Annotated in this window: 21 protein-coding genes, 2 tRNA genes and 3 pseudogenes; 13 read left to right on the top strand and 13 right to left on the bottom strand. The window is 61.6% G+C overall.

The features are described 5' to 3' along the window. Window positions 1–46: 46 nt before the first annotated feature. The gene (gene pyrF / locus REH34_RS22460) at window positions 47–748 is read right to left on the bottom strand and encodes an orotidine-5'-phosphate decarboxylase (RefSeq protein ID WP_311969199.1); all 702 of its coding nucleotides are present in this window, start codon (window positions 746–748) and stop codon (window positions 47–49) included. Between the two features lie 183 nt (window positions 749–931). Between pyrF and REH34_RS22455 the strand changes: the two genes are divergently transcribed. Together REH34_RS22455 and REH34_RS22450 are read left to right on the top strand one after the other, a co-directional pair. After that, entirely contained in the window at window positions 932–1,099 is a 168-nt protein-coding gene (locus REH34_RS22455; RefSeq protein ID WP_226503438.1) for a DUF2897 family protein, read from the top strand. 152 nt (window positions 1,100–1,251) lie between these two features. Beyond that, a complete protein-coding gene (locus REH34_RS22450) occupies window positions 1,252–1,830 on the top strand; it encodes a TetR/AcrR family transcriptional regulator (RefSeq protein WP_311969198.1) in 579 nt (192 codons plus the stop codon). A gap of 822 nt (window positions 1,831–2,652) precedes the next feature. Here the strand turns inward: REH34_RS22450 and fabF are convergent. Together fabF and REH34_RS22440 are read right to left on the bottom strand one after the other, a co-directional pair. Next, a complete protein-coding gene (gene fabF / locus REH34_RS22445; RefSeq protein WP_311972138.1) occupies window positions 2,653–3,924 on the bottom strand; it encodes a beta-ketoacyl-ACP synthase II in 1,272 nt (423 codons plus the stop codon). A gap of 173 nt (window positions 3,925–4,097) precedes the next feature. Then, the gene (locus REH34_RS22440; RefSeq protein WP_226503436.1) at window positions 4,098–4,418 is read right to left on the bottom strand and encodes a ComEA family DNA-binding protein; all 321 of its coding nucleotides are present in this window, start codon (window positions 4,416–4,418) and stop codon (window positions 4,098–4,100) included. Window positions 4,419–4,652: 234 nt separating this feature from the next. On the opposite strand from REH34_RS22440, the gene REH34_RS22435 reads away from it, so the two are divergent. From REH34_RS22435 to glpT, 3 genes are all read left to right on the top strand, one after another. Then, the gene (locus tag REH34_RS22435; RefSeq protein ID WP_226503435.1) at window positions 4,653–4,808 is read left to right on the top strand and encodes a hypothetical protein; all 156 of its coding nucleotides are present in this window, start codon (window positions 4,653–4,655) and stop codon (window positions 4,806–4,808) included. A gap of 248 nt (window positions 4,809–5,056) precedes the next feature. Beyond that, window positions 5,057–6,403, top strand: a complete 1,347-nt coding sequence (locus REH34_RS22430; RefSeq protein ID WP_311969196.1) for a delta-60 repeat domain-containing protein — start codon at window positions 5,057–5,059, stop codon at window positions 6,401–6,403. Between the two features lie 201 nt (window positions 6,404–6,604). After that, on the top strand, window positions 6,605–7,951 hold the full coding sequence (glpT, locus tag REH34_RS22425; RefSeq protein WP_311969195.1) for a glycerol-3-phosphate transporter: 1,347 nt from the start codon (window positions 6,605–6,607) through the stop codon (window positions 7,949–7,951). A 75-nt stretch (window positions 7,952–8,026) separates the two neighbouring features. Here glpT and tcyN read toward each other — a convergent pair whose 3' ends face one another. The 4 genes and pseudogenes from tcyN to REH34_RS22405 form a co-directional block, all read right to left on the bottom strand. After that, window positions 8,027–8,779 carry an L-cystine ABC transporter ATP-binding protein TcyN gene (tcyN, locus tag REH34_RS22420; RefSeq protein ID WP_311969194.1) on the bottom strand — a complete coding sequence of 251 codons (753 nt, stop codon included), beginning with the start codon at window positions 8,777–8,779 and terminating at the stop codon, window positions 8,027–8,029. Window positions 8,780–8,793: 14 nt separating this feature from the next. Further along, window positions 8,794–9,459, bottom strand: a pseudogene (gene tcyL, locus REH34_RS22415) (cystine ABC transporter permease). Next, window positions 9,456–10,253 (bottom strand): cystine ABC transporter substrate-binding protein, encoded by a 798-nt coding sequence (tcyJ, locus tag REH34_RS22410; protein WP_311969193.1) that lies wholly within the window; start codon window positions 10,251–10,253, stop codon window positions 9,456–9,458. The pseudogene tcyL and the gene tcyJ overlap by 4 nt, the downstream one beginning before the upstream one ends. Window positions 10,254–10,348: 95 nt before the next feature. Then, window positions 10,349–11,350: a D-cysteine desulfhydrase gene (locus REH34_RS22405; RefSeq protein ID WP_311969192.1), complete on the bottom strand. Its 1,002-nt coding sequence runs from the start codon at window positions 11,348–11,350 to the stop codon at window positions 10,349–10,351. A gap of 144 nt (window positions 11,351–11,494) precedes the next feature. Here REH34_RS22405 and REH34_RS22400 point away from each other — a divergent pair, with 144 nt between their 5' ends. Both REH34_RS22400 and REH34_RS22395 read left to right on the top strand, forming a co-directional pair. Then, window positions 11,495–12,715 (top strand): putative DNA modification/repair radical SAM protein, encoded by a 1,221-nt coding sequence (locus REH34_RS22400; RefSeq protein ID WP_311969191.1) that lies wholly within the window; start codon window positions 11,495–11,497, stop codon window positions 12,713–12,715. After that, entirely contained in the window at window positions 12,712–13,596 is an 885-nt protein-coding gene (locus REH34_RS22395) for a TIGR03915 family putative DNA repair protein (protein WP_311969190.1), read from the top strand. The genes REH34_RS22400 and REH34_RS22395 overlap by 4 nt, the downstream gene beginning before the upstream one ends. A 56-nt stretch (window positions 13,597–13,652) precedes the next feature. Here REH34_RS22395 and REH34_RS30335 read toward each other — a convergent pair. The 4 genes and pseudogenes from REH34_RS30335 to REH34_RS22380 form a co-directional block, all read right to left on the bottom strand. Next, window positions 13,653–14,201: pseudogene (locus REH34_RS30335) on the bottom strand (methyl-accepting chemotaxis protein); the annotation flags it as partial. Window positions 14,202–14,510: 309 nt separating this feature from the next. Further along, window positions 14,511–15,383: pseudogene (locus REH34_RS30330) on the bottom strand (cache domain-containing protein); the annotation flags it as partial. 367 nt (window positions 15,384–15,750) lie between these two features. Further along, the gene (locus tag REH34_RS22385) at window positions 15,751–17,781 is read right to left on the bottom strand and encodes a methyl-accepting chemotaxis protein (protein WP_311969188.1); all 2,031 of its coding nucleotides are present in this window, start codon (window positions 17,779–17,781) and stop codon (window positions 15,751–15,753) included. Between the two features lie 293 nt (window positions 17,782–18,074). Beyond that, window positions 18,075–18,605 (bottom strand): DNA starvation/stationary phase protection protein, encoded by a 531-nt coding sequence (locus REH34_RS22380; protein WP_311969187.1) that lies wholly within the window; start codon window positions 18,603–18,605, stop codon window positions 18,075–18,077. Between the two features lie 253 nt (window positions 18,606–18,858). Here REH34_RS22380 and REH34_RS22375 point away from each other — a divergent pair, with 253 nt between their 5' ends. The 5 genes from REH34_RS22375 to REH34_RS22355 all read left to right on the top strand — a co-directional run bounded on the left by REH34_RS22375 (window position 18,859) and on the right by REH34_RS22355 (window position 23,825). Next, window positions 18,859–19,074 (top strand): YgdI/YgdR family lipoprotein, encoded by a 216-nt coding sequence (locus REH34_RS22375; protein ID WP_226503423.1) that lies wholly within the window; start codon window positions 18,859–18,861, stop codon window positions 19,072–19,074. A gap of 255 nt (window positions 19,075–19,329) precedes the next feature. Continuing rightward, the gene (locus REH34_RS22370; protein ID WP_311969186.1) at window positions 19,330–21,126 is read left to right on the top strand and encodes a di-heme-cytochrome C peroxidase; all 1,797 of its coding nucleotides are present in this window, start codon (window positions 19,330–19,332) and stop codon (window positions 21,124–21,126) included. An 11-nt stretch (window positions 21,127–21,137) separates the two neighbouring features. Next, window positions 21,138–22,313: a catalase family protein gene (locus REH34_RS22365; RefSeq protein WP_311969185.1), complete on the top strand. Its 1,176-nt coding sequence runs from the start codon at window positions 21,138–21,140 to the stop codon at window positions 22,311–22,313. Window positions 22,314–22,401: 88 nt separating this feature from the next. Beyond that, on the top strand, window positions 22,402–23,286 hold the full coding sequence (gene gcvA / locus REH34_RS22360; RefSeq protein ID WP_226503420.1) for a transcriptional regulator GcvA: 885 nt from the start codon (window positions 22,402–22,404) through the stop codon (window positions 23,284–23,286). Between the two features lie 74 nt (window positions 23,287–23,360). Then, window positions 23,361–23,825 carry an Lrp/AsnC family transcriptional regulator gene (locus REH34_RS22355; RefSeq protein WP_226503419.1) on the top strand — a complete coding sequence of 155 codons (465 nt, stop codon included), beginning with the start codon at window positions 23,361–23,363 and terminating at the stop codon, window positions 23,823–23,825. Between the two features lie 181 nt (window positions 23,826–24,006). Here the strand turns inward: REH34_RS22355 and REH34_RS22350 are convergent. Then, window positions 24,007–24,083 (bottom strand) — tRNA-Asp (locus REH34_RS22350). A 19-nt stretch (window positions 24,084–24,102) separates the two neighbouring features. After that, a tRNA-Val gene (locus REH34_RS22345) sits at window positions 24,103–24,178 on the bottom strand. A gap of 161 nt (window positions 24,179–24,339) precedes the next feature. On the opposite strand from REH34_RS22345, the gene rdgC reads away from it, so the two are divergent. Beyond that, a complete protein-coding gene (gene rdgC, locus REH34_RS22340) occupies window positions 24,340–25,260 on the top strand; it encodes a recombination-associated protein RdgC (protein WP_311969184.1) in 921 nt (306 codons plus the stop codon). Window positions 25,261–25,290 lie beyond the last annotated feature (30 nt).

The following is a 25,290-nucleotide window of genomic DNA, read 5'->3' as shown; positions in this document are numbered from 1 at the left end:
GCACTGTGGGAGCGAAGTTTGCGCGCGACGGGGCCTGAATGGGCGATCAAAGCGCCAACTGGGCGACCACATCCGCCAGTGCTTTGGCCGGATCGGCGGCCTGGCTGATCGGACGACCGATGACCAGATAGTCGGAGCCAGCATCCAGCGCCTGACGCGGAGTAAGGATGCGACGCTGATCGTCTTGCGTGCTGCCCGCAGGGCGGATACCCGGGGTTACCAGTTGCAGCGTCGGATGGGCGCTCTTGAGCGCCTGGGCTTCGAGTGCAGAGCACACCAGGCCATCCATACCGGCCTTTTGCGCCAACGCCGCCAGGCGCAGTACCTGCTCCTTAGGCTCGATGTCCAGGCCTATGGCGGCCAGGTCTTCGCGCTCCATGCTGGTCAGTACCGTCACGCCGATCAGCAACGGCTTGGTGCCCGTGCTCTGATCCAACACCTCGCGGCACGCCGCCATCATGCGCAGACCACCCGAGCAATGAACATTGACCATCCATACGCCCATCTGCGCAGCGGCCTTGACGGCCATGGCGGTGGTGTTGGGGATGTCGTGGAATTTCAGGTCCAGAAACACCTCGAAGCCCCGCGCGTTGAGCGTCTCGACGATGCCCGACGCGCTGCTGGTGAACAACTCCTTGCCCACCTTGACGCGGCACAGGGCCGGGTCGAGCTGGTCGGCCAGCTTCAAGGCGGCGTCACGGGTCGGGAAATCCAGGGCGACAATGATGGGCGTCTGGCAGGTAGACATGTCGGGGCTCTCAGGGCAAGTCGAAATCGGCGCGCATTGTAGCGGATTTTGCGCGTGCACTGTGCAAGCGTCGCGACAGCCACCCGCTACAATGGAACCACTGCGACATCACGTCGCTCAAACGGGTATCAGCGCCAGTTCGTCGCAGCCCGTGCGGCGAGTCCGCTGTCTTAGGAGGGTCACATGCCCTGGTATGCCTGGTTGATTCTGTTAGTGGCGATCGGCTCGATCGTCGGTGGCCTTCTGGTCCTGCGTCAAAGCGCACAAAAGGTCGAGATGACGCCTGAAGAGCTCAAGCGCGTCCACGAGCGCAACGCCGAGATGGATGCGAAGGAAGCTCGGGAGCGCTGATTCAATTCCGGACTCATAACGCTGTAGCGCGTGGGGAGAATGGTTGGCGCTCTCACCTTCTGTACTACGCGCACAGCGGTCGAAATGCTCAGGGAGCATTTGGCCTGTTAACATGTCAACCAACATTCAAATCGTACCAGCAGAGGTACTCCATGCGTTACTCAGCTGATCATAAAGCCCAAACCCACGAGCGTATCGTCAAGGAAGCCGCTGCTCGCTTTCGCAAGGACGGCATCGGCGCCACTGGTCTGCAACCGCTGATGAAGGCCTTGGGGCTGACCCATGGCGGCTTCTATGCGCATTTCAAATCCAAGGACGATCTGGTGGAGACTGCGCTGCGCTCGGCCAGCGACGAAATGGGTACCCTGGTGGCCGCCAAGTTCGCCGGGGACAAGCCGCTGGAAGGCTTTATCGATATGTACCTGAGCGATGCCCATCGTGATCACCCGGAACGCGGATGCCCGCTGCCGACCATGGCCGCCGAGATGGGCCAGCGTGGCCAACCCAGCCCATTGGTGGACCGCGCGGTACACCACCGTGCGGGCTTGATGGCGCAAGCGCTGGGCGACGGTGAAGACGCCGAGGCGCAAAGCCTGGTGATGCTTTCGACGCTGATCGGCGCCTTGGTACTTTCTCGCAGCGTCGAGGATCAAGACTTCGCCGCGCGCATCCTGGCCACCGCTCGCGAAGCGCTCAAGCGCCAGGCGCGCCCCAGTGCAGATATCCCATGAAACCTTGAGTCAATCTGTGCATAAGCTGGGGGAATCGCTCAGCGGGCCTTATAAACCAAGGCATGCGCAGCATTGAGCGAAAAACGAGCAGTTTCAATACCTTGTACACATTTTCCCTACGTCTGCCTGTGGACAAGCTTGGGAGAACTAGCTACAGGCCACGGATTATAAGGGCTACACGGATTTGATCAATTATTGATCAGCTGTAAGCGCCTGATTGAGCTCAATAATCTGCTGGCACCGCGACTCGCAGTTGTTCATCAAAAACTTGAATGAGCCTGTGTATAAGCTGGGGGAACGTGGCGCAAGGCCATAGCCTGTATGGCTTTGCTCTACTTGAGCAAAAAACGAGCAGTTTCAATACCTTGTACACATTTTCCCTAGGTCTGCCTGTGGACAAGCTTGGGAGAACTGGCTACAGGCCACGGCTAGCAAGGGCTGCAGGCATCTGGTTATTTTTTGATCACGTCATCCACGTAATTCTGGCAATTCCTTACAGGGTGACGCTCACTTATGACCGCACGTGCGTCCACTTGGCCGGCGGGCCCTATGCCCAGCAGACGCACCAAAGGTTATTCATCAAAAACCTGCACCAGGCTGTGCATAAGCTGGGGGAATACTGCGCAACCCCATAGCCTGAGCGGCTTGCAGCCGACTGGACAAAAAACGAGCAGTTTCAATGGCTTGTGCACATTTTCCCTAGGTCTGCCTGTGGACAACCTTGGGAGAACCGCCTACAGGCCACGGTTTACATGGCCTGCGCAGATCTGATCGTTTTTTGATCAGGCCACTGATACTGTGTCGTGATCATGACGGGCCTGACTATTGTGGCCAACGGCGGAACACAAGGCTTGCGTTGACGCCACCAAAGCCGAAGCCATTGCTCATCGCATACTCCATTGCCATCGGCCGCTTTCGGCCACTGACTATGTCCAGAGCCTTGACCGCCTCGTCAGGCACCTCGAAATTGAGCGTGGCAGGGGCAACCTGGTCACGCAGCGCCAGCACGGTAAAGATCGCCTCCAGGCCACCTGCTGCGCCAAGCAGATGCCCGGTGGCCGATTTGGTCGAGGTGATAGCCACCTTGGCCGCAGCGCCGAACACACTGCGGATCGCCGCCAGCTCACCCTTGTCGCCCACAGGCGTGGAGGTGGCATGGGCGTTCAGATGAGCAATCCGCTGCGGCTCGATACCGGCCTGAGCCAACGCCTGCTCCATGGCCCGGCGCGCTCCGCTGCCATCCTCGGGCCCGGCGGTCAGATGATAGGCGTCGGCACTGGTGCCATAACCCACCAGTTCGGCAAGCGGCTGTGCACCCCGCGCCAAGGCATGCTCCAGCGATTCGATCACTAGCAATCCCGCACCTTCGCCCATCACGAATCCATCGCGCCCTTGGTCGAACGGCCGCGAAGCCTGCTCTGGTGCATGGTTATAGCCACTGGACAAGGCCCTCGCAGCGGCGAACCCGGCCAGGCTGACCCGATCGATCGCCGCTTCGGTGCCACCGCACAGGGCAATGTCCGCCTCACCCGCACGGATCATCCGAGCCGCGTCGCCTATGGCCTGCACACCTGCCGCGCAAGCCGTTACCGGTGCGCCCATGGGGCCTTTGAAACCATGCTGGATCGAGACATTGCCCGCCGCGAGGTTAACCAGAAACGACGGGATGGTGAATGGCGACAACCGTCGCGGCCCACGGCTGTCGGTGGTACGGACCGCTTCGGCGATGGCACCAAAGCCGCCAATCCCAGAGCCGATCACCGTGGCCGTGCGCGACTGCTGGGCCTCTTCTTGCGGTGCCCACCCGGCCTGCAGCAAGGCCTCACGAGCCGCAGCCATGGCAAACTGGATGAAGCGGTCCATCTTCTTCTGATCCTTGGGCGCCACCGCCGCGTCGGCGTCAAAGCCGCCCTGGGGATCATCCGCCAGATCCGGGACCCTGCCCCCCACCTTGCCGGCCAGATCTGCCACCACGGTCTCGGGCAGCAGCCCCAATCCTGAACGTCCTGCCAGCAAACGCTGCCAAACGGTTTCGACGCCGCAACCCAAAGGCGATACCACGCCCATACCGGTGACTACAATCCTGCGATTCAGCATATGACCCTCTCCCCATTGGTTCACCGGCGCACGTGAACCCGCCGGGGCCTTTAAATTACACTTATAATCCATAAAATTAAATGACGGGTATCATTCAGTCGATGCGCCCCAGGGGACGCCCACAAAAAAGCCGGTCATGGACCGGCCTTTTCAATACGGGCGCCGCGGTTTTATTCGATCGTCAACCGGTCCCGGTTCTTTTCCACCAGCGCCTTGCCGATTCCCTGCACCTCCAGCAACTCGTCCACCGAAGCGAACGCGCCTTTGCTCTGGCGGTGTTCGACGATGGCCGCGGCCTTGGCACCGCCAATCCCCGTCAGTTCGCGCTGCAGGGTGTCCTGGTCGGCCGTATTGAGGTTGACCTTGCTCATGGGCGCCATCTCGGCCATTTTCCCGGCTTCGCTGGCTGGGGGGGTTGCAGCGAACGCCGGCACCGAAGAAAAAGTCGTTGCCAGGGCCAGTACGAGGGAAGGAAGTAGATAGTTGCGCATATCGGAAGTCTCCATGACATCGTTCGAGTAGAAGCGGCGTTCCTCAGCCGCCCACAGACCTTAGAACAGCACCTGCCGAGCGGCAACCCGTCAGCACCTTGGAACTGTTTCCGGTTGTGCCAGTGCTGCCCCATCAGGCCTCGGGTGATAGCCGCAGCCGTCGCCGACCAGCGGCTTAAAGTCTGAACACGGTCTGCCGAAAACCAGTTACACCCCTTTGATGCTGGAGTTCCCATGGCCACCTTCGCGTTGTGCTGGATAGCTGCTTTGGTCGTTGCCTTTTTCATGACGATCGGCCTGATTCGTGGCGGCAAACGTCATGAAGACATGGTCATGGTGCCAATCAAGATGGATTCCGACGCCGATCCGCGGCGCCGTCGGCAGCACTGAAATCGGCGGGTTGCCGTCACCTCCCCGGCAGAGTGCAAGAACCCAGGCCTTGACCACAGGGTCGGGTTCGCCCCTGCATCCCCGGCTAGTCGCCCTTTGGCCGATCTGAGATGCGAGGCCGACATCTTCGGCGCTGCCACCGTGCCTACCACAAAAAATCCCCCGCTGTAGCTCACAGATGTGAGAGTAGGAGAGCTGGACATCGTGGAATAGCGTGAGCGTTCCAACTTGATAAAGCGATGTCGTCCATGCCGCCTTTGCGCCGTAGTGTTCCCAGTGCGTTTCTCGACCCTGATTTCGGCGCGGCCGGTGAGGTCCATCTCCATTCGCTTCTTGGCGTTGAGGGAGTGGAAGTCCGCTCCGTTAACTCGCTTTTGGTCTTGAAGGACAACTCGATCCTGGTGGCCGTTGAAATCCGCGAAAACGGCAGGCTTGGCCCCGGTCTGATGAAGCTCGACGCTGCCGGAGGCCTCGACAGGACGTTCAACGACAATAGCGGCTACCTCAACGAACGCTATGCCAGTGACGGCTACCTGAGCGCATACCCATCGCAACTGGTGATGTTCGATGAAGGGCGCTTCTTGTCATTCGTACGGTACGTCAACCCCAAGACCAACGACTATAATCTGGGCTGCACTCGCTACTACCTCAATGGCGAGCGCGACGGCAGCTTCAACAACGACGGACGGGTCCTGATGGGCCATTTCCCACCGCTGCGAGATGTGGTCGATTCACTGGAGCAACCGCAGCGCCGAAGTACGTTGAAAGCCCATCCCTGCGTCGATGTCGACGGCAAGATCACCGTCGACTTCACCCACCAGCATTGGGCTATCCAGCAACCTCGCAGTTACATCGTACAGCTGAACAGCAACGGCTCCATCGACTACAGCTTTCACGAGGATGGCTACCTGCAACTCCAGTACCAAGACACCGCAATGGAAATTCGCGCGATGATCCCCTCCCCCACCGCAGGCTGGATAGTCGCTGGCAAGGCGGGGCGCACAGGCCTGGTGGCCAGGCTTGACGCCAAGGGCAGACTGGACAACAGCTTTGGCACGGAGGGCTTCTATGCCACCGCGCCAACCGGGGCGAATGACCTGCGGTTCGAGACCGACGAAAACCCGGTCAGCGGCTATGCCATCTCCCTGGAGAATGTCTGGGTCACCGCCAGCAACACGCTCATCGTCATCGGCAGCAACCAGCCGACAGATAATCCAGACCGCGTGGGCGGTCTGCTATTCAGACTTGACCAAAGCGGACATCCAGATCCGAGTTTTACGCCCAGCCACTGGATGATCGCCAACCAAAAGACCTCTTTGCAAGGCATCGGTGCCACGCTGACCGGCGGACAATATTGGGTCGCGGGCCAGCAACAACCAATCGACTCAGCCTTGCCCCCCCAAGGACTGCTGTTGCGTGTAACCGAGCACGGCGCACCGGACAAGGGCTTTGGCTGCGACGGTTTCCTGAGCATGCCAGGCGTTCGCCGCATCGCAGACATCAACGTGCAGCACGATGGCAAGTGCCTGGTGGCCACGACTGAAGCGACCGAGGCGCAGACCGACGCCGCCAAGGTACGACGCTTCAAGGCTTGAACCCCTCGCGGCTGAATCGAACGCCCAGCAGGCCATCCCAGAGATCGTCCCTCAGGCACCACGCTTCTGGGGGACGCTGGCTTCATCGCGTCCTCGAGCCCTGGCGCTCGCAGACATTCAGTAATACTTAACCTCTCCTGTTTTCTGTAACGAAAATTTAACATTCGTTTTCGCGCACCAACTATAAAACGGAGAGTCACGATGTTCGCCTTCCTGCGCCCTGCCCCGCACCTGCCCCCCATTCCCGCAACCGAAGTCGACAGCACTTACCGGCGCCTGCGCTGGCAGATCTTCGCCGGGATCTTCATCGGCTACGCCGGCTACTACCTGCTACGCAAAAACTTCTCCCTGGCCATGCCCTATCTGATCGAGGAAGGCTACACCCGCGGCCAGCTGGGCATGGCCATGTCCGCCATCGCGATTGCCTATGGCTTGTCCAAGTTCCTCATGGGCCTGGTCTCGGACCGCTCCAACCCGCGGTACTTCCTGCCGCTGGGCCTGTTGGTGTCGGCAGCGGTGATGTTCGTGTTCGGTTTTTCGTCATGGGCGACCTCGAGCGTCAGCATCATGTTCATCCTGCTGTTCATCAACGGCTGGGCCCAGGGCATGGGCTGGCCACCCAGCGGGCGGACCATGGTGCACTGGTGGTCGCAAAAGGAGCGCGGCGCCGTGGTGTCGGTCTGGAACGTCGCGCACAACGTCGGCGGCGGCCTGATCGGGCCGTTGTTTCTGCTCGGCCTGGGCTGGACCAACGACTGGCACGCGGCCTTCTACGTACCGGCGGCCGTGGCCTTGCTGGTAGCGATCTTCGCCCTGGTGACCATGCGCGACACCCCGCAGTCGGTCGGCCTGCCGCCCATCGAGCACTACAAGAACGACTACCCGCAAGGCTATGACGAAAGTCACGAAGCCGAATTCAGCGCCCGTGACATCTTCGTCAAATACGTGCTGCGCAACAAGATGCTCTGGTACATCGCCCTGGCGAACGTCTTCGTCTACCTGCTGCGCTACGGCGTGCTCGACTGGGCACCCACTTACCTCAAGGAAGCCAAGCACTTCACGGTCGACACCACGTCATGGGCGTACTTTTTCTATGAATGGGCGGGCATCCCCGGCACGCTGCTATGCGGCTGGATGTCGGACAAGGTCTTTCGCGGCAACCGCGGCTTGACCGGCATGGTGTTCATGGCCCTCGTGACGGTGGCCACCCTGGTGTACTGGCTCAACCCACCGGGCAACCCGCTGGTCGACATGATCGCGTTGGTCTCTATCGGCTTTCTGATCTACGGCCCGGTGATGCTGATCGGCCTGCAGGCACTGGAGCTGGCACCGAAAAAAGCCGCCGGTACCGCCGCAGGCTTCACCGGCCTGTTCGGCTATCTGGGCGGCTCGGTCGCGGCCAGCGCGTTGATGGGCTATACCGTGGATCACTTTGGCTGGGACGGCGGCTTCGTGCTGCTGATTGCCGCGTGCGCACTGGCGATGCTGTTCCTGGCGCCGACGCTGTGGCATACCCGAGCGGTGAGCAAGGGGCGTGAAGTCACCTGAACCTGATCATTTTCAGGGCCCGATCTGGATCACGACCAGGCGGGCCTTTCAGCGATGGCACAAACCCAGCCATCCTCAATGCGCATGCGCCAGAAACTTGCTCAAGAACTGCCGGGTCCGCTCTTCCTTCGGCGCGGCGAACAGCGCCTTCGCCTCACCCTGCTCGACTATCACGCCCTTGTCGAAAAACACCACACGGTTGGCCACATCGCGAGCGAATTGCATCTCGTGAGTGACAATGATCATCGTGCGTTTTTCTTCGGCCAGGCTGCGAATCGTGGCCAGCACCTCGCCGACCAGTTCGGGGTCGAGCGCCGAAGTGGGTTCGTCGAACAGAATCACCTGGGGCTCCATCGCCAAGGCGCGAGCGATTGCCACGCGCTGTTGCTGACCACCGGACATGCGCCGCGGCCAGGCCTCTTCCTTGCCGGCGAGGCCGACCTTGGTCAGTAGCCTGCGCCCCAGCTCAAGAGCATCGTCACGGGGGACTTTCTTCACCACGATAGGGCCTTCGACGACATTCTCCAGCGCCGTCCGGTGAGGGAACAGATTGAAGTTCTGGAACACGAACCCCACCTGCTGGCGCAACCGACGAATCAGCTCCTGCTGCCGCGCCAACGGCCTGCTGGCGTCGATCTCTATATCGCCGACCTGAATACGCCCGCTATCCGGGGTTTCCAGCAGGTTCAGACAGCGCAGGAAGGTGGTCTTGCCAGAACCGCTGGGGCCGATGATGGCGACCACCTCGCCAGGCTCGACGCGCAGGTCGATATTCTTGAGCACCGGGATGCCGTTGAAATGCTTGCTGAGCTTGTCCACCACAATCATCGCGTTGCTGCTCCTCACTGCTGGTCGTGGCGGTTGACCCGCAGTTCAAGACGATGTTGCAGGTGCGCCAAGGCGCTGGCGAGCACCCAGTAGATCAACGCGGCGCCGATGTACATGGTGAAGATTTCGAAGGTGCGCGCCGTGATCAACTGCGCCTGGCGGAACAGTTCAGGCACCTGGATAGTGGCCGCCAGCGAGGTGTCCTTGACCAACGAAATGAAGCTGTTGCCCAGTGGCGGCAAAGCCGTGCGGGCCGCTTGAGGCAGGATGGCGCGGCGCAACGTTTGCCCGCGGGTCATGCCGATACTGGCAGCGGCTTCCCATTGCCCGCGCTCGATGGAGCCGATGGCCGCACGCAGGATTTCACAAGCATAGGCGGCCATGTTCAGCGAGAAGCCGATCAACGCCGCCGGCAGCGGGTCCAGCTCGATGCCCAATTGCGGCAGGCCGTAATAGATCACGAACAACTGCACCAGCAGCGGCGTGCCGCGAACGAACGACACGTAGATCCGCGCGATCTAGCTCCAGGGCTTGAACGTCGACAGGCGCATCAACGCCAGACCAAAACCCAGCAACAGGCCGAAAAACATCCCGCCCAGGCTCAGAAAAACCGTGTAATAGGCGCCCTTGAGCAAAAAGGGCGCCGAGTCGAGCATCAGTTGCAGGCTGCTTTCGATCATTGCGTGACGTCAGCGCCGAAATACTTCTTCGACAAGGCCGCCAGGGTGCCATCCGCGCGCAGCTTGTCGATCGCCTGGTTGATTGCTGCGAGCAGTTCCGGCTCGCCCTTGCGCAGTGCTACGCCGGCTTCCTGACGGGAGAACGCAGGGCCGGCCAGGACCAACGTGTCACCGGTCTTCTTGATCAGCTCCAGCGCCGCCAGGCGGTCCACCAGAATCGCATCGATACGGCCGATGCGCAGGTCCTGATACTTGGTGGGGTCATCGTCGTAGGTCTTGACCACGGCTTGCGCCACGTTGTCGTGCAGCCATTGCTCGTAGTTGGAGCCCAGGCCTACGCCGACTTTCTTGCCGGCCAGGTCGGCGGGCTTCTCGTACTTGCCGGCGTCTTTCTTCTGGGCCAGCGCTTGAATACCCGAGACGGTATAGGGCTGGGAGAAGTCGTACTTCTGCTTGCGTGCTTCGGAGATGGTGACCTGATTGATCACTACGTCCAGGCGCTTGGAGTCCAGCGCGGCGAGCATGCCGTCCCACTTGGTTTCCTGGATCTTGACCTTGACCCCCAATTGCTTGGCCAGCGCCTGGGCGAATTCGACCTCGAAACCACTGAGCTTGCCGTTCTCGTCCTGGAAGCTGAACGGCGGATAGGTGCCCTCGACACCGACGCTGAACGAGCCGTTTTTCTGGATAGTCTGCAACTGATCACCGGCCACGGCCTGGCCCAGCATTGCCGAGCCGAGCACCACGCCCAGGCTGCCCAAGAGGAGGTTTCGACGCCAAGCGGAAAAAATCATTTACAGCCCCTTTTGTTGTGATGGGAGTCGATTTGCGGCGCCACTATAGGACGTGTCGCAAAGCACGCAAAAGAATAAAAAATTCGAGCCTTATGCTATTTATTCCAGACCTGTGGATAGGCGAAAAGTGCCGGAGCGCCGCCGGTGTGCAGGAAGATCACCGGCCCTTCTGGCAAGCGGCCTCGCTCGATGGCATCCAGCAAACCGGCCATGGCCTTGCCGGTGTAGACCGGATCGAGCAACAGGCCTTCCTGGCTCGCCAGGCACCTGATAGCCGCCAGGGTTCCAGCATTCGGCTCACCGTAACGCGGGCCGAAATACTCGTCCCACAGCTGTACATTGAAGTGCTCGGGCAAATCGACTTCCAGCAACTGGCAGGTCTGTTCGGCCAGGCGCTGAACCTTCGGGACCTGGGTCGCAGAGGGGCGCGAAACGGTCACACCGATGACCGGCAACTGCGGCAGGATTTCGCTCAGCCCCAACGCCAGGCCGCTGTGGGTACCAGCGCTGCCGGAGGCCAGCACCACAGCGGCAAAATCCAGCCCGCTGGCGCGGATCTGCTTGGCCAGCTCCAACCCGGCGCGCACATAGCCCAGGGCCCCCAGCGCATTGGAGCCGCCGATCGGCACGACATAAGGGCGCTTGCCCGCCGCACGCAGCCGATCGGCGGCGGCCAGCAATTGCGCATCGGCGGCGTCCAGGTTGTCGACGTTCTCGACCTCAGTGCCGAACAGGTCCAGCAACAAGCGATTGCCGTTGCCGAGGTAGTCGGCCCCTGCGGTATCGCCCAGGGCATTTTCCAGCAAGGCGTGGCAGCCCAGCCCGAGCTTCGCTGCCAATGCAGCCGTCTGGCGCACATGATTGGACTGCAGCGCGCCGGCAGTCACCAAGGTGTCGGCGCCCTGGGCCAAGGCATCAGCGGCCAGGTATTCGAGCTTGCGCACCTTGTTGCCGCCCATGGCCAGGGTGGTGGTGTCATCGCGCTTGATATAGACGTCGCGGCCGACCAGCGCCGAGAGGCGTTCGAGCTTTTCCAGCGCGGTGGGGGCGCCGACCAGTTCGAGGCGTGGAAAACGGGGAAGTGCTTGGCTGAGCATGGGCTGTCCAGGGTATTGATCGACGTGGGCTGCAGGCATCTGGACTATAGGCATCGGCGAGCGCTGCGGCAACTCCCGACCAGAGGCGTTGTGGGGCCCACAGCGATACTGTACTGTACATAAAAACAGTATACGGAAAATCCCATGCAGCTGATCGACAAGCTCAGCATCCTCGCCGATGCCGCCAAGTACGATGCCTCCTGCGCCAGCAGCGGCGCACCCAAGCGCAGCTCTGAAGGCAAGGCCGGGCTGGGCGCGACCGATGGCATGGGCATCTGTCACAGCTATACGCCGGATGGGCGCTGTGTGTCGTTGCTGAAAATCCTGCTGACCAACTTCTGCCTGTTTGACTGCCAATACTGCGTCAACCGACGCTCCAGCGATGTACCCCGAGCGCGCTTTACGCCTGAGGAAGTGGTGCGTCTGACGGTGGACTTCTATCGGCGTAACTGCATCAGCGGGCTGTTCCTCAGCTCCGGGATCATCCGTTCGGCGGACTACACCATGGAGCAATTGATTCGCGTGGCCAGACTGCTGCGAGAGGAGCACCAGTTCCGCGGTTATATCCACCTCAAGACCATTCCCGAGGCCGATCCGCTGCTGATCGAGGAGGCCGGCCGCTATGCCGATCGCCTGAGCGTCAATATCGAACTCCCCACGGATGCCAGCCTGCAGATTCTCGCGCCAGAAAAGGACGTGGGCTCGATCAAGCGGGCCATGGGCACCATCTACACCGGCCAGCAGACCGTGCTCAACGAGCCACGCGCGCCCCGTTTCACGCCGGCAGGGCAAAGCACGCAGATGATCGTCGGCGCCGACCTCACCGACGACAGCACCATCCTCCACAGCGCCGAATCGCTCTATGGCAATTACGGCTTGAAGCGGGTCTATTACTCGGCCTTCAGCCCCATCCCCAACAGCCCGAAAAGCGTGCCGCTGGCCGCCCCGCCGCTGTTGCGCGAACACCGCCTGTACCAGGCCGACTTTCTGTTGCGCAGCTACGGCTACCGCGCCGACGAGTTGCTCGCCGGACCGGGCGATCTGGCGCTGGACATCGACCCCAAACTGGCATGGGCGCTGGAGAACCGCAGTGTCTTCCCGCTGGACCTCAATCGCGCCGAACCGGCCCTGATCGCGCGGATTCCCGGCATCGGCATCCGCACCACCAAGCGCCTGGTCGAATTGCGCCGTCAGCGACGAATTCGCTACGAAGACCTGACCCGCCTGCGCTGCGTCCTGGCCAAGGCCAAGCCGTTTTTCATCACCAGCGACTATCACCCGCAGCAGGCGGAAACTTCCACCGTCCTGTTGCGCGAGCAGATGCGCGATCGCCCGCAGCCCCAGCAGTTGGGGCTGTGGGGATGATCAGCCTGGATTGCGATGACCTGTTCGACACTTGGCGGCAGCAGGCACGCTGGCTGCTGAGCCATCAGATCGATCCGGCCCAGGTGAGCTGGAGCACCGTGGCCGACCTGTTCGCCACCGACGAGGTGGTGCCGTCAACGCCCGGGCCCTATCAGGCGCGCATCCCGCTGGCGTTGATCGAGCTGTTGCAGACGGCAGCCCGCTATCGCGGCGACCAGCGCTGGAGTTTGCTTTACGAAGTGCTCTGGCGTGTCAGCCATGGCGACCGCACGGCCATGCTGGCGGGGGATGCACTGGGCAGTGAGTTGCATCGGCGCATCAAGCAGGTGACAAGGGAGTCCCATCACCTGCATGCGTTCCTGCGGTTTATCGAGTTGCCCCTTTCGCAGCCAGAGTCAGCTCCCACAGATCCACAGCCTATTACGGGAGCGGGCTCTGCCCACGCAACCCTTGGCCCCGAATACGTGGCCTGGCACGAGCCTGCCCACGACATTCTGGCCAGCGCCAGCGAGCACTTCATCGGGCGCATGGGGCAAAAGCGCTGGCTGATCGCAACACCTCAGGATGGCGTCTACTACGATGGCACCCAGCTCATCCACGAGCGCCGCTGCCCACCACCATGGCAGCAGTTGGCTCAGGGTGCCGAGGACCCACAGGGCGAATTGTGGCTGACCTACTACAGCCACATCTTCAACCCCGCGCGATTGAACCCCAAGGTCATGCAGGGGCACCTGCCGACACGATTCTGGAAGAATCTGCCCGAAGGCGCATTGATCCCCGGCTTGATCAGCGAGGCCCGCACCGGCAAACAACGAGACGGCCAGGCCCGGGCGATCGGGGCCCGCCAAGGCAAACGCATTGAGCGCAGCGGCAAGGGTTGAGCTGCAAGCTGCAGCCCGCAGGCTTTGAGCTCGCAGCTCGCATCAAAGCTGCGCGCTTAAAGCTTGAACTTGCGCACCACCGCAATCAGCTTGTCATTCGAAGCCGCCAGCGCCGCCGTACTTTGCTCATTCTGAGCGCCCCCGGCCACCAACTCCTCGACGATATGCCGCACCGCCACCATGTTGCGGTTGATCTCTTCACTCACTGCGCTCTGCTCCTCGGCTGCCGTGGCGATCTGGGTGCTGAGGTCATTGATGCGCACCACTGATTCGGCCATGCCGTCCAGGCCTTCATTGACTTTGGAGGTTTTGTCGACCGTCGCCTGGCAACGCTCCTTGGTGTTCTCCATGGCCACCACCGCAGCGCCTACACCTTGCTGCAGCTTGGTGAGCATTTCGTTGATTTCCGAAGTGCTGGCCTGGGTGCGCCCGGCCAAGGCTCGCACCTCATCGGCCACCACGGCAAAACCGCGCCCTTGTTCACCGGCACGCGCCGCCTCGATAGCGGCGTTGAGCGCCAGCAGGTTGGTCTGCCCGGCGATTTCGCCGATGACCCCGAGCACCGAGTTGATGCGCTGGGCATCCTGCTCCATCGCCCGCACCTTGCTGGTAGCCTCCTCCACTTCGGTGATCAGCTCGCGCACGCTGCTCGACGCGTCCTCGACCACGATCTTGGAGTGACGGGCCTTTTCGTTGGCGACCTGGGTCATGCTCGCCGTTTGCGCGGCGTTACGCGCCACGTCTTCGGCCGTAGAGCTCATCTCGGTGATGGCGGTAACGGCCTGGTCGGTCTCGCTGGCGTGCCGGGTGAGGATCCGGTTGGTGCCATGGGACTGACCACGCAACTGCTCGATGCCACCGGCGATCATCGAAGACGACTCGGACACCTCGGTGATCATCTTTTGCAGGTAGACGATAAAGCGGTTGACCGAATGCCCCACCGCGCCGACCTCGTCTTCGGCGCGGATGACGATACGCTTGGTCAGGTCGGCATCGCCCGCCGACAAGGTATCGATATTGGCCTTGAGCACCGCCAGACGCTTCATCAACTGGCCGAGGGCGAAGACGATCACCAGCAGCATCACGATCACCATAGGGATCTGCAGCATGGCCAAAGTCGTCAGCACCTTACTGCTCAGTGCCGCCAGCACCTCGGTAGGTTGCGCAACTGCCATCAGCCAAGGGGTGCCCTCGAGCGGCTGCACGAACAAGCTGTAGTCCTTGCCGTCACTGCCAGTGTAGGTGGTGTGGGTAGCGCCTGCCTTGGCGGGGGTTTTCAGGGCACTCTGCAGCGCTGCCGCAAAGGGGTACTGGCCAGCCAGGTCGCTGAGGTTCTTCAGCACGTTGTTACCCGGGATTTCCGGCTGGTTGCTGAGCACCTTGCCGTCGCTCTCGACGATCATCAGCTGGGCATGGATCTCCCGCTCTTTCTGGGCGATCAGATCGTTGAAAAAACCCAGGGTCACGTCGATGGTCGCGACGCCATAGGCGGCGCCGTCCTTGGTGATGGCCATGGCGCAGTTGGTGCGCGGCTCGGGGCTGGCGTCGTCGCGATAGGCCGCAGCCCAGTTGCACTGCCCGGCAGGCGTCTTGAGGCCACCGAGGTACCAGGACTGCTCGAAATAGTTCAGGGACTCAGGCGAGTTCCAGTGGGTGTTGACGATCAACTTGCCACTGGCATCGCGGTGGTAGAAGGTGCTGTGCTTGGCCCGGCCGGGGGTGCGTTTGTCAGGCAGTGGCCAGACGCCGCCGCCGAACACCTTCAGCTCGCCATACTGGTTGACCATGCTCGGCAACAGCCGGTCGATGCTGTCGCTGTCCAATTGCGGCACGGTTTCGGTGATGACCCGTTGCTGTGCTTGGACCCTGGCCAGCTCGGTCTTGATCACGGTGCTGACCTGCCCCGCTTCGTTGATCAGATGGCGCTCGTCGGTGGCAGTGAGGATGGGAGTGATGAACAGGTTGATGCCGACGCCCGTGAGCACGGCGATCAGCAGGACGAAACCCACGAAGGTGGCGGTATAGCGAGCTTGTATTGTTTTTAGCATGCTGGGGATATCCGCAGGATTGAAACTGTTGTCAGGTAGAGAGTGTATCGGCAACGCACGACGCTGCATGAGCGTAGCTGCCCATCAGCGCCGGACGATGCACTTCCTAGTGGCTGCCCCCGTGCGTCAGCCCTGTCAGGGTGTCGGCGATGCCCTTGGTCCGTTGCGCCGTACCGCCGGTCAGGCGGCTGGAGTCCTCCAGGGTGTCGAGCATTTCGCGCAGGGTGCCGACGGCCGTGGATTGATCCTCGATCTGTTGCGCCACCCGTTGAATCTCACTCGACAGCAGGTCGATATCGACGCCGATCTCGCCGGCATTCTTGCGGGTGATTTCCGCCAGCTTGCGCACCTCGTCGGCCACCACCGCAAAGCCCCGGCCCATCTCGCCGGCACGCGCTGCTTCGATGGCCGCGTTGAGCGCCAGCAGGTTGGTCTGCCCGGCTATCTGCTGAATGACCTGGACGATGGACTGGATACGCAAACTCGATTGCGCCAGTTCGCGCGCGCCGTTGACCGTATCGCCGGCCTGCGCCGACAGGCTCTCGACGGTGGCGCCGGCATCGGCCGCCACGCTGCTCTGGCGCTCGATGGTGCTGGTCAGGTCGTCCATCGACAAATGCAGTTCGCCCGAATAATGCTGCAGTTGATCGGCAATCTCCTGCTGTTGCTCGCTGGCCTGAGCCAGGACCCGGCCCAGGTCGGACAACCCGTTGAACACCGGCAGCACGTTTTCATCCATGCCGTGGGTATCCAGGTAGCTGGTGAAGTCCTTGCCGTTAAGCGCCCTGATCTGCTTGACCACCACGTGGTTGAGGCCGGCCAGTTTCTTGATCTGGCGGCGCAGGAAGAACGCCTTGAACTCGCCGTAATGGGCAATGAAATTGTCGACGTATTCGTCGGCGAAGCTTGCCGCCTTGGGCACCCGGAAGAAGAAAATCGCCGTCAGGGTCTGGTTGAGGTTAAGGCCCAGAATCTCGCCGAAGGTCGAGAAACCCGCCAGCGGCACGTCGCCGAAGATCCCGGTCATGCTGCCCAGGTCCTTGTCGTTGTTGAGCCGGCGCAGGATGCAGTCATTGAGGATCGCCGCCACAGGCTTGCCACCCTTGCCCTGCAAGAAGCGCTGGAAATCGCTGCGCGTCGCCTCGCGGATCGGGGTGCGCTTGACCATTACCAGCTCTTCACCCGGTGCCACGTCGCAGAACAGCTGCACCATCTGGCGGTCGTAGTCGATGCGCGCGATGGATCGCACGAACAGTTCTTCGCCTACGCGGATGGCGAACGAATATTCGGCCAGATGCCGCTCAAGAGCATCCGGCGTGCATTTGAAGGCCTCGCACAGGGCCTGCACCATGGTCTTGATATTGCCTTGGGCGTCGACGATCTGATGAATGGTGCGGTCCTCGACCGAGGCCGTCAGCACGTTGAAGCTCAGGCTCGATGCCTGGAAATTCTGGCTCTTGAACACCCCGAAGCGCACGTCGGCCGTGGTCTTGATAAAGACGATCTGCGCGTGATTCTCGTAGCTGCGCTGGCCGTCATGGATCAAGGTCTGCTTGAAGTCGCCCTTGCCACCCGCCGAACCACCGACAAACAGGCACGGGAAGCGGCCGGACTCGTACAGCGCCTCCATGAAAAACGATTCGGAGGCCGACAAGCCGTCGAAAACGATATAGGCCAGGGTGTCGCGATGATCGATGGCCGTCTGAATGCGCACGCGTTTGATATGGCCGATCAGCTTGGCGATACGTTCGCGCATGGCCAGGCGCTTGCCGCCACTGCGGATGTCTTCGCATTCGAGCGGCACCATCACCACCTCGGCCGAGGCAATCACGCTGCTGTCGAACAGTTGCAGCACCAGCCGGTCCCAACGCTCGCCGGTGGAGCAATAGAGCTGGCTGGCGCCGTTGCACAGCTCGCCCGAGGTGGTGCACAGGCTGATGACGGCGCTGGGGAAGCGTTGCTTGATGCGCCGCGCGACCTGATCAAGGTCGACGTGGGGCGAGACGAAGCCGGTGACCAGCACCGGCGTGAAGCGTAGCGCTTGCAGCTCGCGCTCCAGCTCGCCGGCGCTGCACACCACGCTGGTACTGCCCTGGGATGAGGCTTTGCTGCTGTTGAAAATATTTGAAAGCTTCATGGCCATGCTCAACGATGAAAAGGTTCGGCCCGACGAAATCGGGCCATTGACCTCTTTATCGACCTTGCATGACAGGGCTTAAGCACTGATGCAGGGTTTTATGACCTGAAGGGTGTCCGGTGCCTCTACGCCGCGATCAGTGGCCGCCTCGCGAGCAAGCTTTGCTTGCACAGCGTTGGCCGAACCTGAGCCGTACACGGGTGGCAGCCAGACTTGCTCGCAACGAACCCCGCACAACGTGCACAAAAAACCCCACTCGAAAGTGGGGTTCTTGTCATCACGCAACTACCGGATCAGATACCTACGGTCTGACCCAGGAACCACGCGCGCTCTTCAGCCTGGTCGATCCACTCTTCCAGCAGGCTGGTGGTGGACACGTCGTTGGCTTCGTCGGTGATGGTGTGGGTGGTGCGCATGAAGGCCGCCAGCGCCTGGTTGTCCTCGTGAAGCTCGGTGAGCATCTGCTCAGCGCTCAGGTCAGTGGCTTCGCTGCTGGCCAGACGCTTGATCTGTACCATCTGCTCCAGCGAACGAATGCTCGGCTGGCCGATCTTGCGTGCGCGCTCGGCGATCACGTCGGTAATGGCATAAAGCTGAGTGGCTTGCTCTTCCAGCAGCAGGTGGTAGTCGCGGAAATGCGAGCCGTGCATGTGCCAGTGGTAATTCTTGGTCTTGATGTACAGCGCGAATACATCCGCCAGCAGCACAGCGAGTTCCTTGCCAACTTCGGGTTGGTTCGAGAGGCGTGCGTCTTCGCCCTTCTCGGCTTTGTTTTTTACGGCGGACACGGTTTTCAGTTCACTTTTAACGTTGGCGACGGCCATGGTGGATCTCCAGTCGTTTGAACAAATGATGGGGAGTGATCGCGCAAGACGATCATCGCGGTCTGTAGAGTCGACCACGGCCCGAGTGAAAATGTTCAGCCGGATTTTTCTATGACGGGCATGAATTTGCGCTATGACCCTTGCCCCACCGGGGCTGGACCGGTCATCGGAGACGCTATGACGCGCTGACAGAATTATTTCTGCGCGCCGGGCTCGAATCATCTGAAAGGACATTCACCCACTGGAGCTCTTCATGAATCGCTACCTGATCCCCGCCCTGCTCGCCACCTTGGCCCTCGCCGGCTGCTCGACCCAAACCGTGGTGACCCTGCAAAACGGCAGCCAGTACCTCACCAAGGACATGCCCAAGACCAAGACCGCCGATGGTTTCTATGAATTCACCGATGTGGCCGGCAAAAAGGTACGCGTGCGCGCTGACGACGTGGCCACGGTCAAAGAAGAAGATTGATCCGGATGTGACGGCGCTCCGGTGACGTCATAGGTGGCAAAGGCCACCCATGCACGGCCGGAGCGGTCATCCGAGGTAAGAAAAGCCGCCACGGCTGAAACCCGCACTGCCCGTAAATGCGGCGATTGCAACCGGTACCAGACTCCCCCTACAGCAGCGTCGGAAAAAACCCTGCAAAAAGCAGAAAATAGCGACTTGCCACTACGACAGCACTGAGGCATAACAGCAGTTCGACTCATACAAGGATGTCTGAACTTGCACGTTATCTCCCGTGTCCTCCTGGCGCTTGGTGCGCTGGTGGTGCTGATCATCGGTGTGGTGGTCTACTACATCATCAACCCCAATCTGCCGACCTGGCAGCCCGCCGAACGCACCCGCTACCTGCCGCAGTGGAGCGCCGAGCAACGCGAGGCCTACTACTTCACCCCCCAAGGCACGCAGATCAAGGGCCTGCATTACGACTGGTTCACCCAGCTGGAAATGCCGTTTTCCGCAGAGCGCTTTACAGCCCCAGCGAATATGGGCCGCTTCGGCTTTCTGATCGATCCCCCGAGCGCCAGCAACCCGGCCCAACTGCCCGTGGGCTTTACCCGCCATCAGAATGCCAGCGACCCTGTGCAGTACCTGGACATCACCTGCGCCGCCTGCCATACCGGCGAGCTGCGCTATAAAGGTACCGCGCTGCGCATCGACGGTGGCCCGGCCCAACATGTATTGCCCTCCAGCGTGCCGACCCTGCGCGGTGGCGCCTTTGGCCAGGCGCTGGTCGCCAGCATGGCCGCCACCTACTACCTGCCCTGGAAATTCAACCGCTTCGCCCATGCGGTGCTGCAGGATCGCTACGAGGCCGAGCACGAGCAGCTGCGCAAGGATTTCAAGGTTTCCCTCGACACCTTCCTCAAGGTCGCCTGGAACGACACTCACCGGGGCCTCTACCCGACGCTCGAAGGCCCGGGCCGTACCGACGCCTTCGGACGTATCGCCAACGCCACCTTTGGTGACGCCATTTCACCCAGCAACTATCGCGTCGCCAACGCTCCGGTCGACTACCCCGAGTTGTGGGATATCTGGACGTTCGACTGGGTGCAATGGAACGGCTCGGCGCAGCAGCCCATGGCGCGCAATATCGGCGAATCGCTGGGCGTGGGCGCCACCTTGAAGTTCTTCGACGATCACGGCCAGCCACTGCGCGGCAACGATCGTTATCCTTCCAGCGTGCGCCTGGCCGACCTGCACCGTATCGAGCAGAGCCTGCAAAGCCTCAAGCCGCCGACCTGGCCCGAAGATCTGCTGGGCAAGATCGACCTGCCATTGGCCAGCCAAGGCCGGGCGCTGTTTCAGGAGAACTGCGCCGTCTGCCACGTGCCGGCGCTGGACCGCAGCGGACCGCGGCCTGTGCAAACGCTCAAGCTCCTGCCCGTGGACTACATCGGCACCGATGCCACCGCCGCCGACAACATTGCCGACTATCGTTACGACCTCAGCGCCCTGCAATGGGACAAGGCCGAGCTGGCCAAGCTGGACGTCCACCTGTACCCGGCCAACCCGACGCTGGACCTCAGCCAGCTGTCTTCGGCCAAGGGCCTGGCCTACGTGACCGCCTTTGTCGAGGACCGCGCCTATCGCGAAGCAGGCATCGACGCCGATCAGCGCAAGGTCATGGACGGCTTCGGCCTGCCCATCGGTGTACGCGAGGAGCGCGCCTACAAGGCCCGGCCACTGGATGGCGCCTGGGCCACCGCGCCGTTTCTGCACAACGGCTCAGTCCCCAACCTCTACCAGCTGCTGTCGCCGCAGGACGAGCGCGCCCGTACCTTCTACCGCGGTACCTTCGAGTTCGACCCGGCCCATGTCGGCTATCGCACCGAGGCCTTCCCTGGCGGTTTCCTGTTCGATACGCGCATCACCGGTAACCACAACAGCGGCCATGAATTCCGTGATGGCCCCCGTGGCCGCGGGGTGATCGGCCGCTTGCTTCAGCCCCAGGAACGGTGGGCGCTGCTCGAATACCTGAAAGTGCTGGGCGGGCCCCTGGAGAGCCAACTGCAATGAGAGAACGTCGGATGTTCACCCCCGCCCTGCCGAGCCCGCTGGCGCGCCTGTGGCTGCGAATCGGTCGATTGCTGATACGGCTGCTGCTGTGGCTGTTGGTGCTTGGTGCACTGGGCTGGCTGCTGGGTACGGCCTGGTACGCCTGGAAGTTTTCCGGGCCGGTGGCGGACCAGGAGCAGATCCCTGCTGACGAAGCCGCCATGACCCAGGACATCATCCAGACCGCCGTGCGCATCGTCGACCAGCACAAGGAGCAGACCCGCTACCTGCGCGACGCCCATGCCAAGGCCCACGGCTGCGTCAAGGCCGAAGTGACGGTGCCGCAGGACCTGCGCAACGACTTGCGCCAGGGTGTATTCGCCCAGCCGGGGCAGCACTGGAACGCCTGGATTCGCCTGTCCAACGGCAACGCCTACCCGCAATTCGACGCGATTCACGACGCCCGCGGCATGGCCATCAAGCTGCTCGACGTGCCCGGTACGCAACTGTTGCCCGATGCCACGGGCAGCGACGGCCAGCCGCTGCACGAGCAGGATTTTGTGATGTTCAGCCATGCCAACTTCTTCGTCAGCGACGTCGCCGAGTATCGTCAGAACATCGCTGCGCAGGCGGATGGCAAGCAGGCCATGGCGTTCTTCCCGAGCTGGGATCCGCGCACCTGGCAGCTGCGTCACCTGATGATTGCCAAGGCGACCCTGGCAGGCGCCCCGGCGAGCCCGACCTTGGCGACCTACTACTCGGTATCGCCGTACAAGTTCGGCAGTGCCAACGCCAAGTTCCGCGTTATCCCCGACCCCGCCAGCTGCCCGGCCTACAGCGTACCGGCGGAGAACACCGACCTGCCGAACTTCTTGCGCACTGCGCTGTTCCAGCAACTGTCGGCCGATCGCCAACCGGCGTGTTTCGCCTTGCAGATCCAGCGCCAGGACGCACGCCGCTATATGCCCATCGAAGACACCAGCATCGAATGGCGCGAGGCCGATGCCCCCTTCGAGACCGTCGCCCGCATCCGCGTGCCAGCGCAGGACTTCGATACCCCAGAGCAGAACCTCATGTGTGACAACCTGTCGTTCAACCCTTGGCACGGACTTGAAGCTCACCGCCCAATTGGTGGCATCAATCGCCTGCGCAAGGCGGTTTATCAAGCGGTCAGCGATTATCGCCATAGCCGCAACGCCGGTCAGTGAGCACTGGCCTTTACGCACAGGGTCATTCCGTGAGGGAATAGACCTCCAGACCCTGTAGCGAGGGGCCAGCCCCCGAAAGCGATCAACCATGTCCCGACGCCTGACCCCTTCCATGACCGCGCTGCAATGCTTCGAAGCGGCGGCGCGGCACCTGAGTTTCACCCGTGCTGCCCAGGAACTGCACTTGACCCAGAGCGCGGTGAGCAAGCAGGTGGCGCAGCTCGAAGAGATGCTCCAGCACCATCTGTTCCAACGCGTGCGCCGCCGCCTGCAGCTCACCCCGGCAGGCTCGCTGTACCTCACCGAGGTGGACAAGATCCTTACCCAGATCGACATGTCCAGCCGCTACATCCTGTCCTATGGCGCCGAGACCGAGGTGCTGCGTGTGGCCACGCAGCCGACGTTCGGCGCGCGCTGGCTGATCCCCAACCTCAAAGGCTTCGGCAAGCACTTCCCGCATATCCACCTGGATATCCGCAGCGAACTGGAGCCGTTCGACCTGTTGCAGGCGAAGGCGGATGTGGCGTTCTTTTTCGGCCAGGGCACCTGGCCGGGTGCAACCTGCCTGGAGCTATTCAGTGAAGATGTAGTGCCGGTGTGTTCCCCGGAGCTGCTGGCCGAGCGCCCGTTCGACAACCCTACGCAACTGGCCGAACAGGTGCTGCTGCAATGTACATCGCGACCCGAGGCCTGGCATGAGTGGTTCCTGGCCCAGAGCTTGAGTTCGCAGAACAGCTACCACGGGCCGCGTTTCGATACCTTCTATATGTGCATTCACGCGGCGCTGGCCGGCTGCGGCATCGCCCTGATCCCGCGCTATCTGGTCGCCGAGGAACTGCGTGAAGGTAAACTGGTGGTGCCCTTGAGCCACGTCACCCCAAGCAACGGCGCGCACTTCATGGCGTACTCCGAGCACGCGGCCGAGGTGCCGAAGGTGAAGGATTTCGTGCAGTGGATTCTGGCGCGCTGCTGAAGCCAGCCCGTGAATTGCGGCTCGAATGCGACGACGCAGCGTAAACTCTGCGCCTTAATCGATCAGGACGAACAATGGACAAATTCGATCGCGCCATCCTCGAAATCCTCCAGGATGACTGCACCCTCGCCATCGGCGCCCTCGCCGAACGCATCGGCCTGGGCACCACGGCCTGCTGGCGGCGCATTCAAAAGCTCGAAGAGGAAGGCATCCTGCGCAAACGCGTGGCGCTGCTCGATCGCTCGAAACTCAATATAGGCGTGACGGTTTTCGTGTCGATCAAGACCAATCAGCACAGTGCCGAATGGCTGCAGACCTTTCATGCGCGGGTAGCGGAGATCGTCGAGGTGGTGGAGTTGTACCGGATGGCCGGCGACACCGACTACCTGCTGAAGATGGCGGTGCCGGACATCGCCGGCTACGACGCAGTGTACAAGCAGTTGATCCAGATACCCGGGCTGTCGGATATCAGCTCCAGCTTTGCCATGGAGCAGATCAAATACACCACGGCCATGCCGCTGCGTTACCTACCCCTGTAGCGAGGAGGCTTGCCCCCGAAAATGTTGCCGACAACATCGCTGTTGCGGGCCTGCCTCTCGGGGGGCAAGCCGCCTCGCTACAGGTTCGGTGCAAAGGGAAAAAATCTGGATAAAAAAAAGCGACCGGTTAAGGTCGCTTGTTTTTTGCTTCAAGGAGTTCAGTGGGCCTTGAAGCGAGATATGGCGCAGCGGACGGGACTCGAACCCGCGACCCCCGGCGTGACAGGCCGGTATTCTAACCGACTGAACTACCGCTGCGCGATACACAAAGAGAGATTGGTGGGTGATGACGGGATCGAACCGCCGACCCTCTGCTTGTAAGGCAGATGCTCTCCCAGCTGAGCTAATCACCCTTTCACTCTCGGTGTGGCGCGCATTCTACGGACGCCCCCTACCTCTGGCAAGCACTTTTTAAAATATTTTTTTCAGGCCTTCCAAAGACTTAGAACCGGTTGGCCTGAGCGGCTACAGGGAGAATAATGCCCGCCTTGTGTATTAAGGAGAGATTCACCTCATGTGGTTCAAAAACCTGCTCGTCTACCGCCTCACCCAGGATATTCCGTTCGACGCCGAGGCGCTGGAAACCGCACTGGCCACCAAACTGGCGCGCCCTTGTGCAAGCCAGGAGTTGACCACTTACGGTTTCGTCGCCCCGTTCGGCAAGGGTGCAGATGCGCCACTGGTGCACGTCAGCCAGGACTTCATGCTGATCAGCGCCCGCAAGGAAGAGCGCATCCTGCCAGGCAGCGTCGTGCGTGACGCGGTCAAGGAAAAGGTCGAAGAGATCGAGGCCGAGCAGATGCGCAAGGTCTACAAGAAGGAACGCGACCAGATCAAGGACGAGATCATCCAGGCGTTCCTGCCCCGTGCCTTTATTCGTCGCTCGTCCACCTTTGCCGCCATCGCGCCGAAACTGGGCCTGATTCTGGTCAACTCGGCCAGCCCCAAGCGTGCCGAAGATCTGCTGTCCACCGTTCGCGAAGTGATCGGCTCGCTGCCAGTGCGACCGTTGGGCGTGAAGATCGCCCCGACCGCAGTGATGACCGATTGGGTCAAGACCCAGAAAGCCGCCGATGACTTCTATGTACTGGACGAGTGCGAGCTGCGCGACACCCACGAAGACGGCGGCATCGTCCGTTGCAAGCGCCAGGACCTGACCAGCGAAGAAATCCAGCTGCACTTGAGCACTGGCAAGCAGGTGACCCAGCTGTCGCTGGCCTGGCAGGACAAGATCTCCTTCGTGCTGGACGACAAACTGGTGGTCAAGCGCCTGCGCTTCGAGGAGTTGCTGACCAATGAAGCCGAAGAGAACGGCGGCGAAGACGATCTCGGGCAGCAGGACGCGAGCTTCACGCTGATGATGCTGACCTTCGGCGAGTTCCTCCCGGCGCTTTTCGAAGCACTGGGCGGGGAAGAGATTCCACAGGGTATCTGAAACAGACCTGACCTGTGGGAGCGGCCGGGG

Source organism: Pseudomonas baltica, assembly GCF_031880315.1.
GTDB lineage: Bacteria > Pseudomonadota > Gammaproteobacteria > Pseudomonadales > Pseudomonadaceae > Aquipseudomonas.
Note: the sequence above shows the minus strand (reverse complement) of the source record. Positions and strands in the feature narration are given on the sequence as shown.

Coding starts and splice junctions, on each gene's coding strand:
- REH34_RS22375 (WP_226503423.1), top strand. CDS start 18,859: ATGAATCGCTACCTGATCCCCGCCCTGCTCGCCACCTTGGCCCTCGCC.
- REH34_RS22435 (WP_226503435.1), top strand. CDS start 4,653: ATGGCCACCTTCGCGTTGTGCTGGATAGCTGCTTTGGTCGTTGCCTTT.
- REH34_RS22455 (WP_226503438.1), top strand. CDS start 932: ATGCCCTGGTATGCCTGGTTGATTCTGTTAGTGGCGATCGGCTCGATC.
- REH34_RS22430 (WP_311969196.1), top strand. CDS start 5,057: ATGCCGCCTTTGCGCCGTAGTGTTCCCAGTGCGTTTCTCGACCCTGAT.
- REH34_RS22385 (WP_311969188.1), bottom strand. CDS start 17,781: ATGAAGCTTTCAAATATTTTCAACAGCAGCAAAGCCTCATCCCAGGGC.
- glpT (WP_311969195.1), top strand. CDS start 6,605: ATGTTCGCCTTCCTGCGCCCTGCCCCGCACCTGCCCCCCATTCCCGCA.
- REH34_RS22440 (WP_226503436.1), bottom strand. CDS start 4,418: ATGCGCAACTATCTACTTCCTTCCCTCGTACTGGCCCTGGCAACGACT.
- tcyJ (WP_311969193.1), bottom strand. CDS start 10,253: ATGATTTTTTCCGCTTGGCGTCGAAACCTCCTCTTGGGCAGCCTGGGC.
- REH34_RS22450 (WP_311969198.1), top strand. CDS start 1,252: ATGCGTTACTCAGCTGATCATAAAGCCCAAACCCACGAGCGTATCGTC.
- REH34_RS22365 (WP_311969185.1), top strand. CDS start 21,138: ATGTTCACCCCCGCCCTGCCGAGCCCGCTGGCGCGCCTGTGGCTGCGA.
- gcvA (WP_226503420.1), top strand. CDS start 22,402: ATGTCCCGACGCCTGACCCCTTCCATGACCGCGCTGCAATGCTTCGAA.
- REH34_RS22400 (WP_311969191.1), top strand. CDS start 11,495: ATGCAGCTGATCGACAAGCTCAGCATCCTCGCCGATGCCGCCAAGTAC.
- REH34_RS22355 (WP_226503419.1), top strand. CDS start 23,361: ATGGACAAATTCGATCGCGCCATCCTCGAAATCCTCCAGGATGACTGC.
- REH34_RS22405 (WP_311969192.1), bottom strand. CDS start 11,350: ATGCTCAGCCAAGCACTTCCCCGTTTTCCACGCCTCGAACTGGTCGGC.
- pyrF (WP_311969199.1), bottom strand. CDS start 748: ATGTCTACCTGCCAGACGCCCATCATTGTCGCCCTGGATTTCCCGACC.
- tcyN (WP_311969194.1), bottom strand. CDS start 8,779: ATGATTGTGGTGGACAAGCTCAGCAAGCATTTCAACGGCATCCCGGTG.
- REH34_RS22380 (WP_311969187.1), bottom strand. CDS start 18,605: ATGGCCGTCGCCAACGTTAAAAGTGAACTGAAAACCGTGTCCGCCGTA.
- REH34_RS22395 (WP_311969190.1), top strand. CDS start 12,712: ATGATCAGCCTGGATTGCGATGACCTGTTCGACACTTGGCGGCAGCAG.
- rdgC (WP_311969184.1), top strand. CDS start 24,340: ATGTGGTTCAAAAACCTGCTCGTCTACCGCCTCACCCAGGATATTCCG.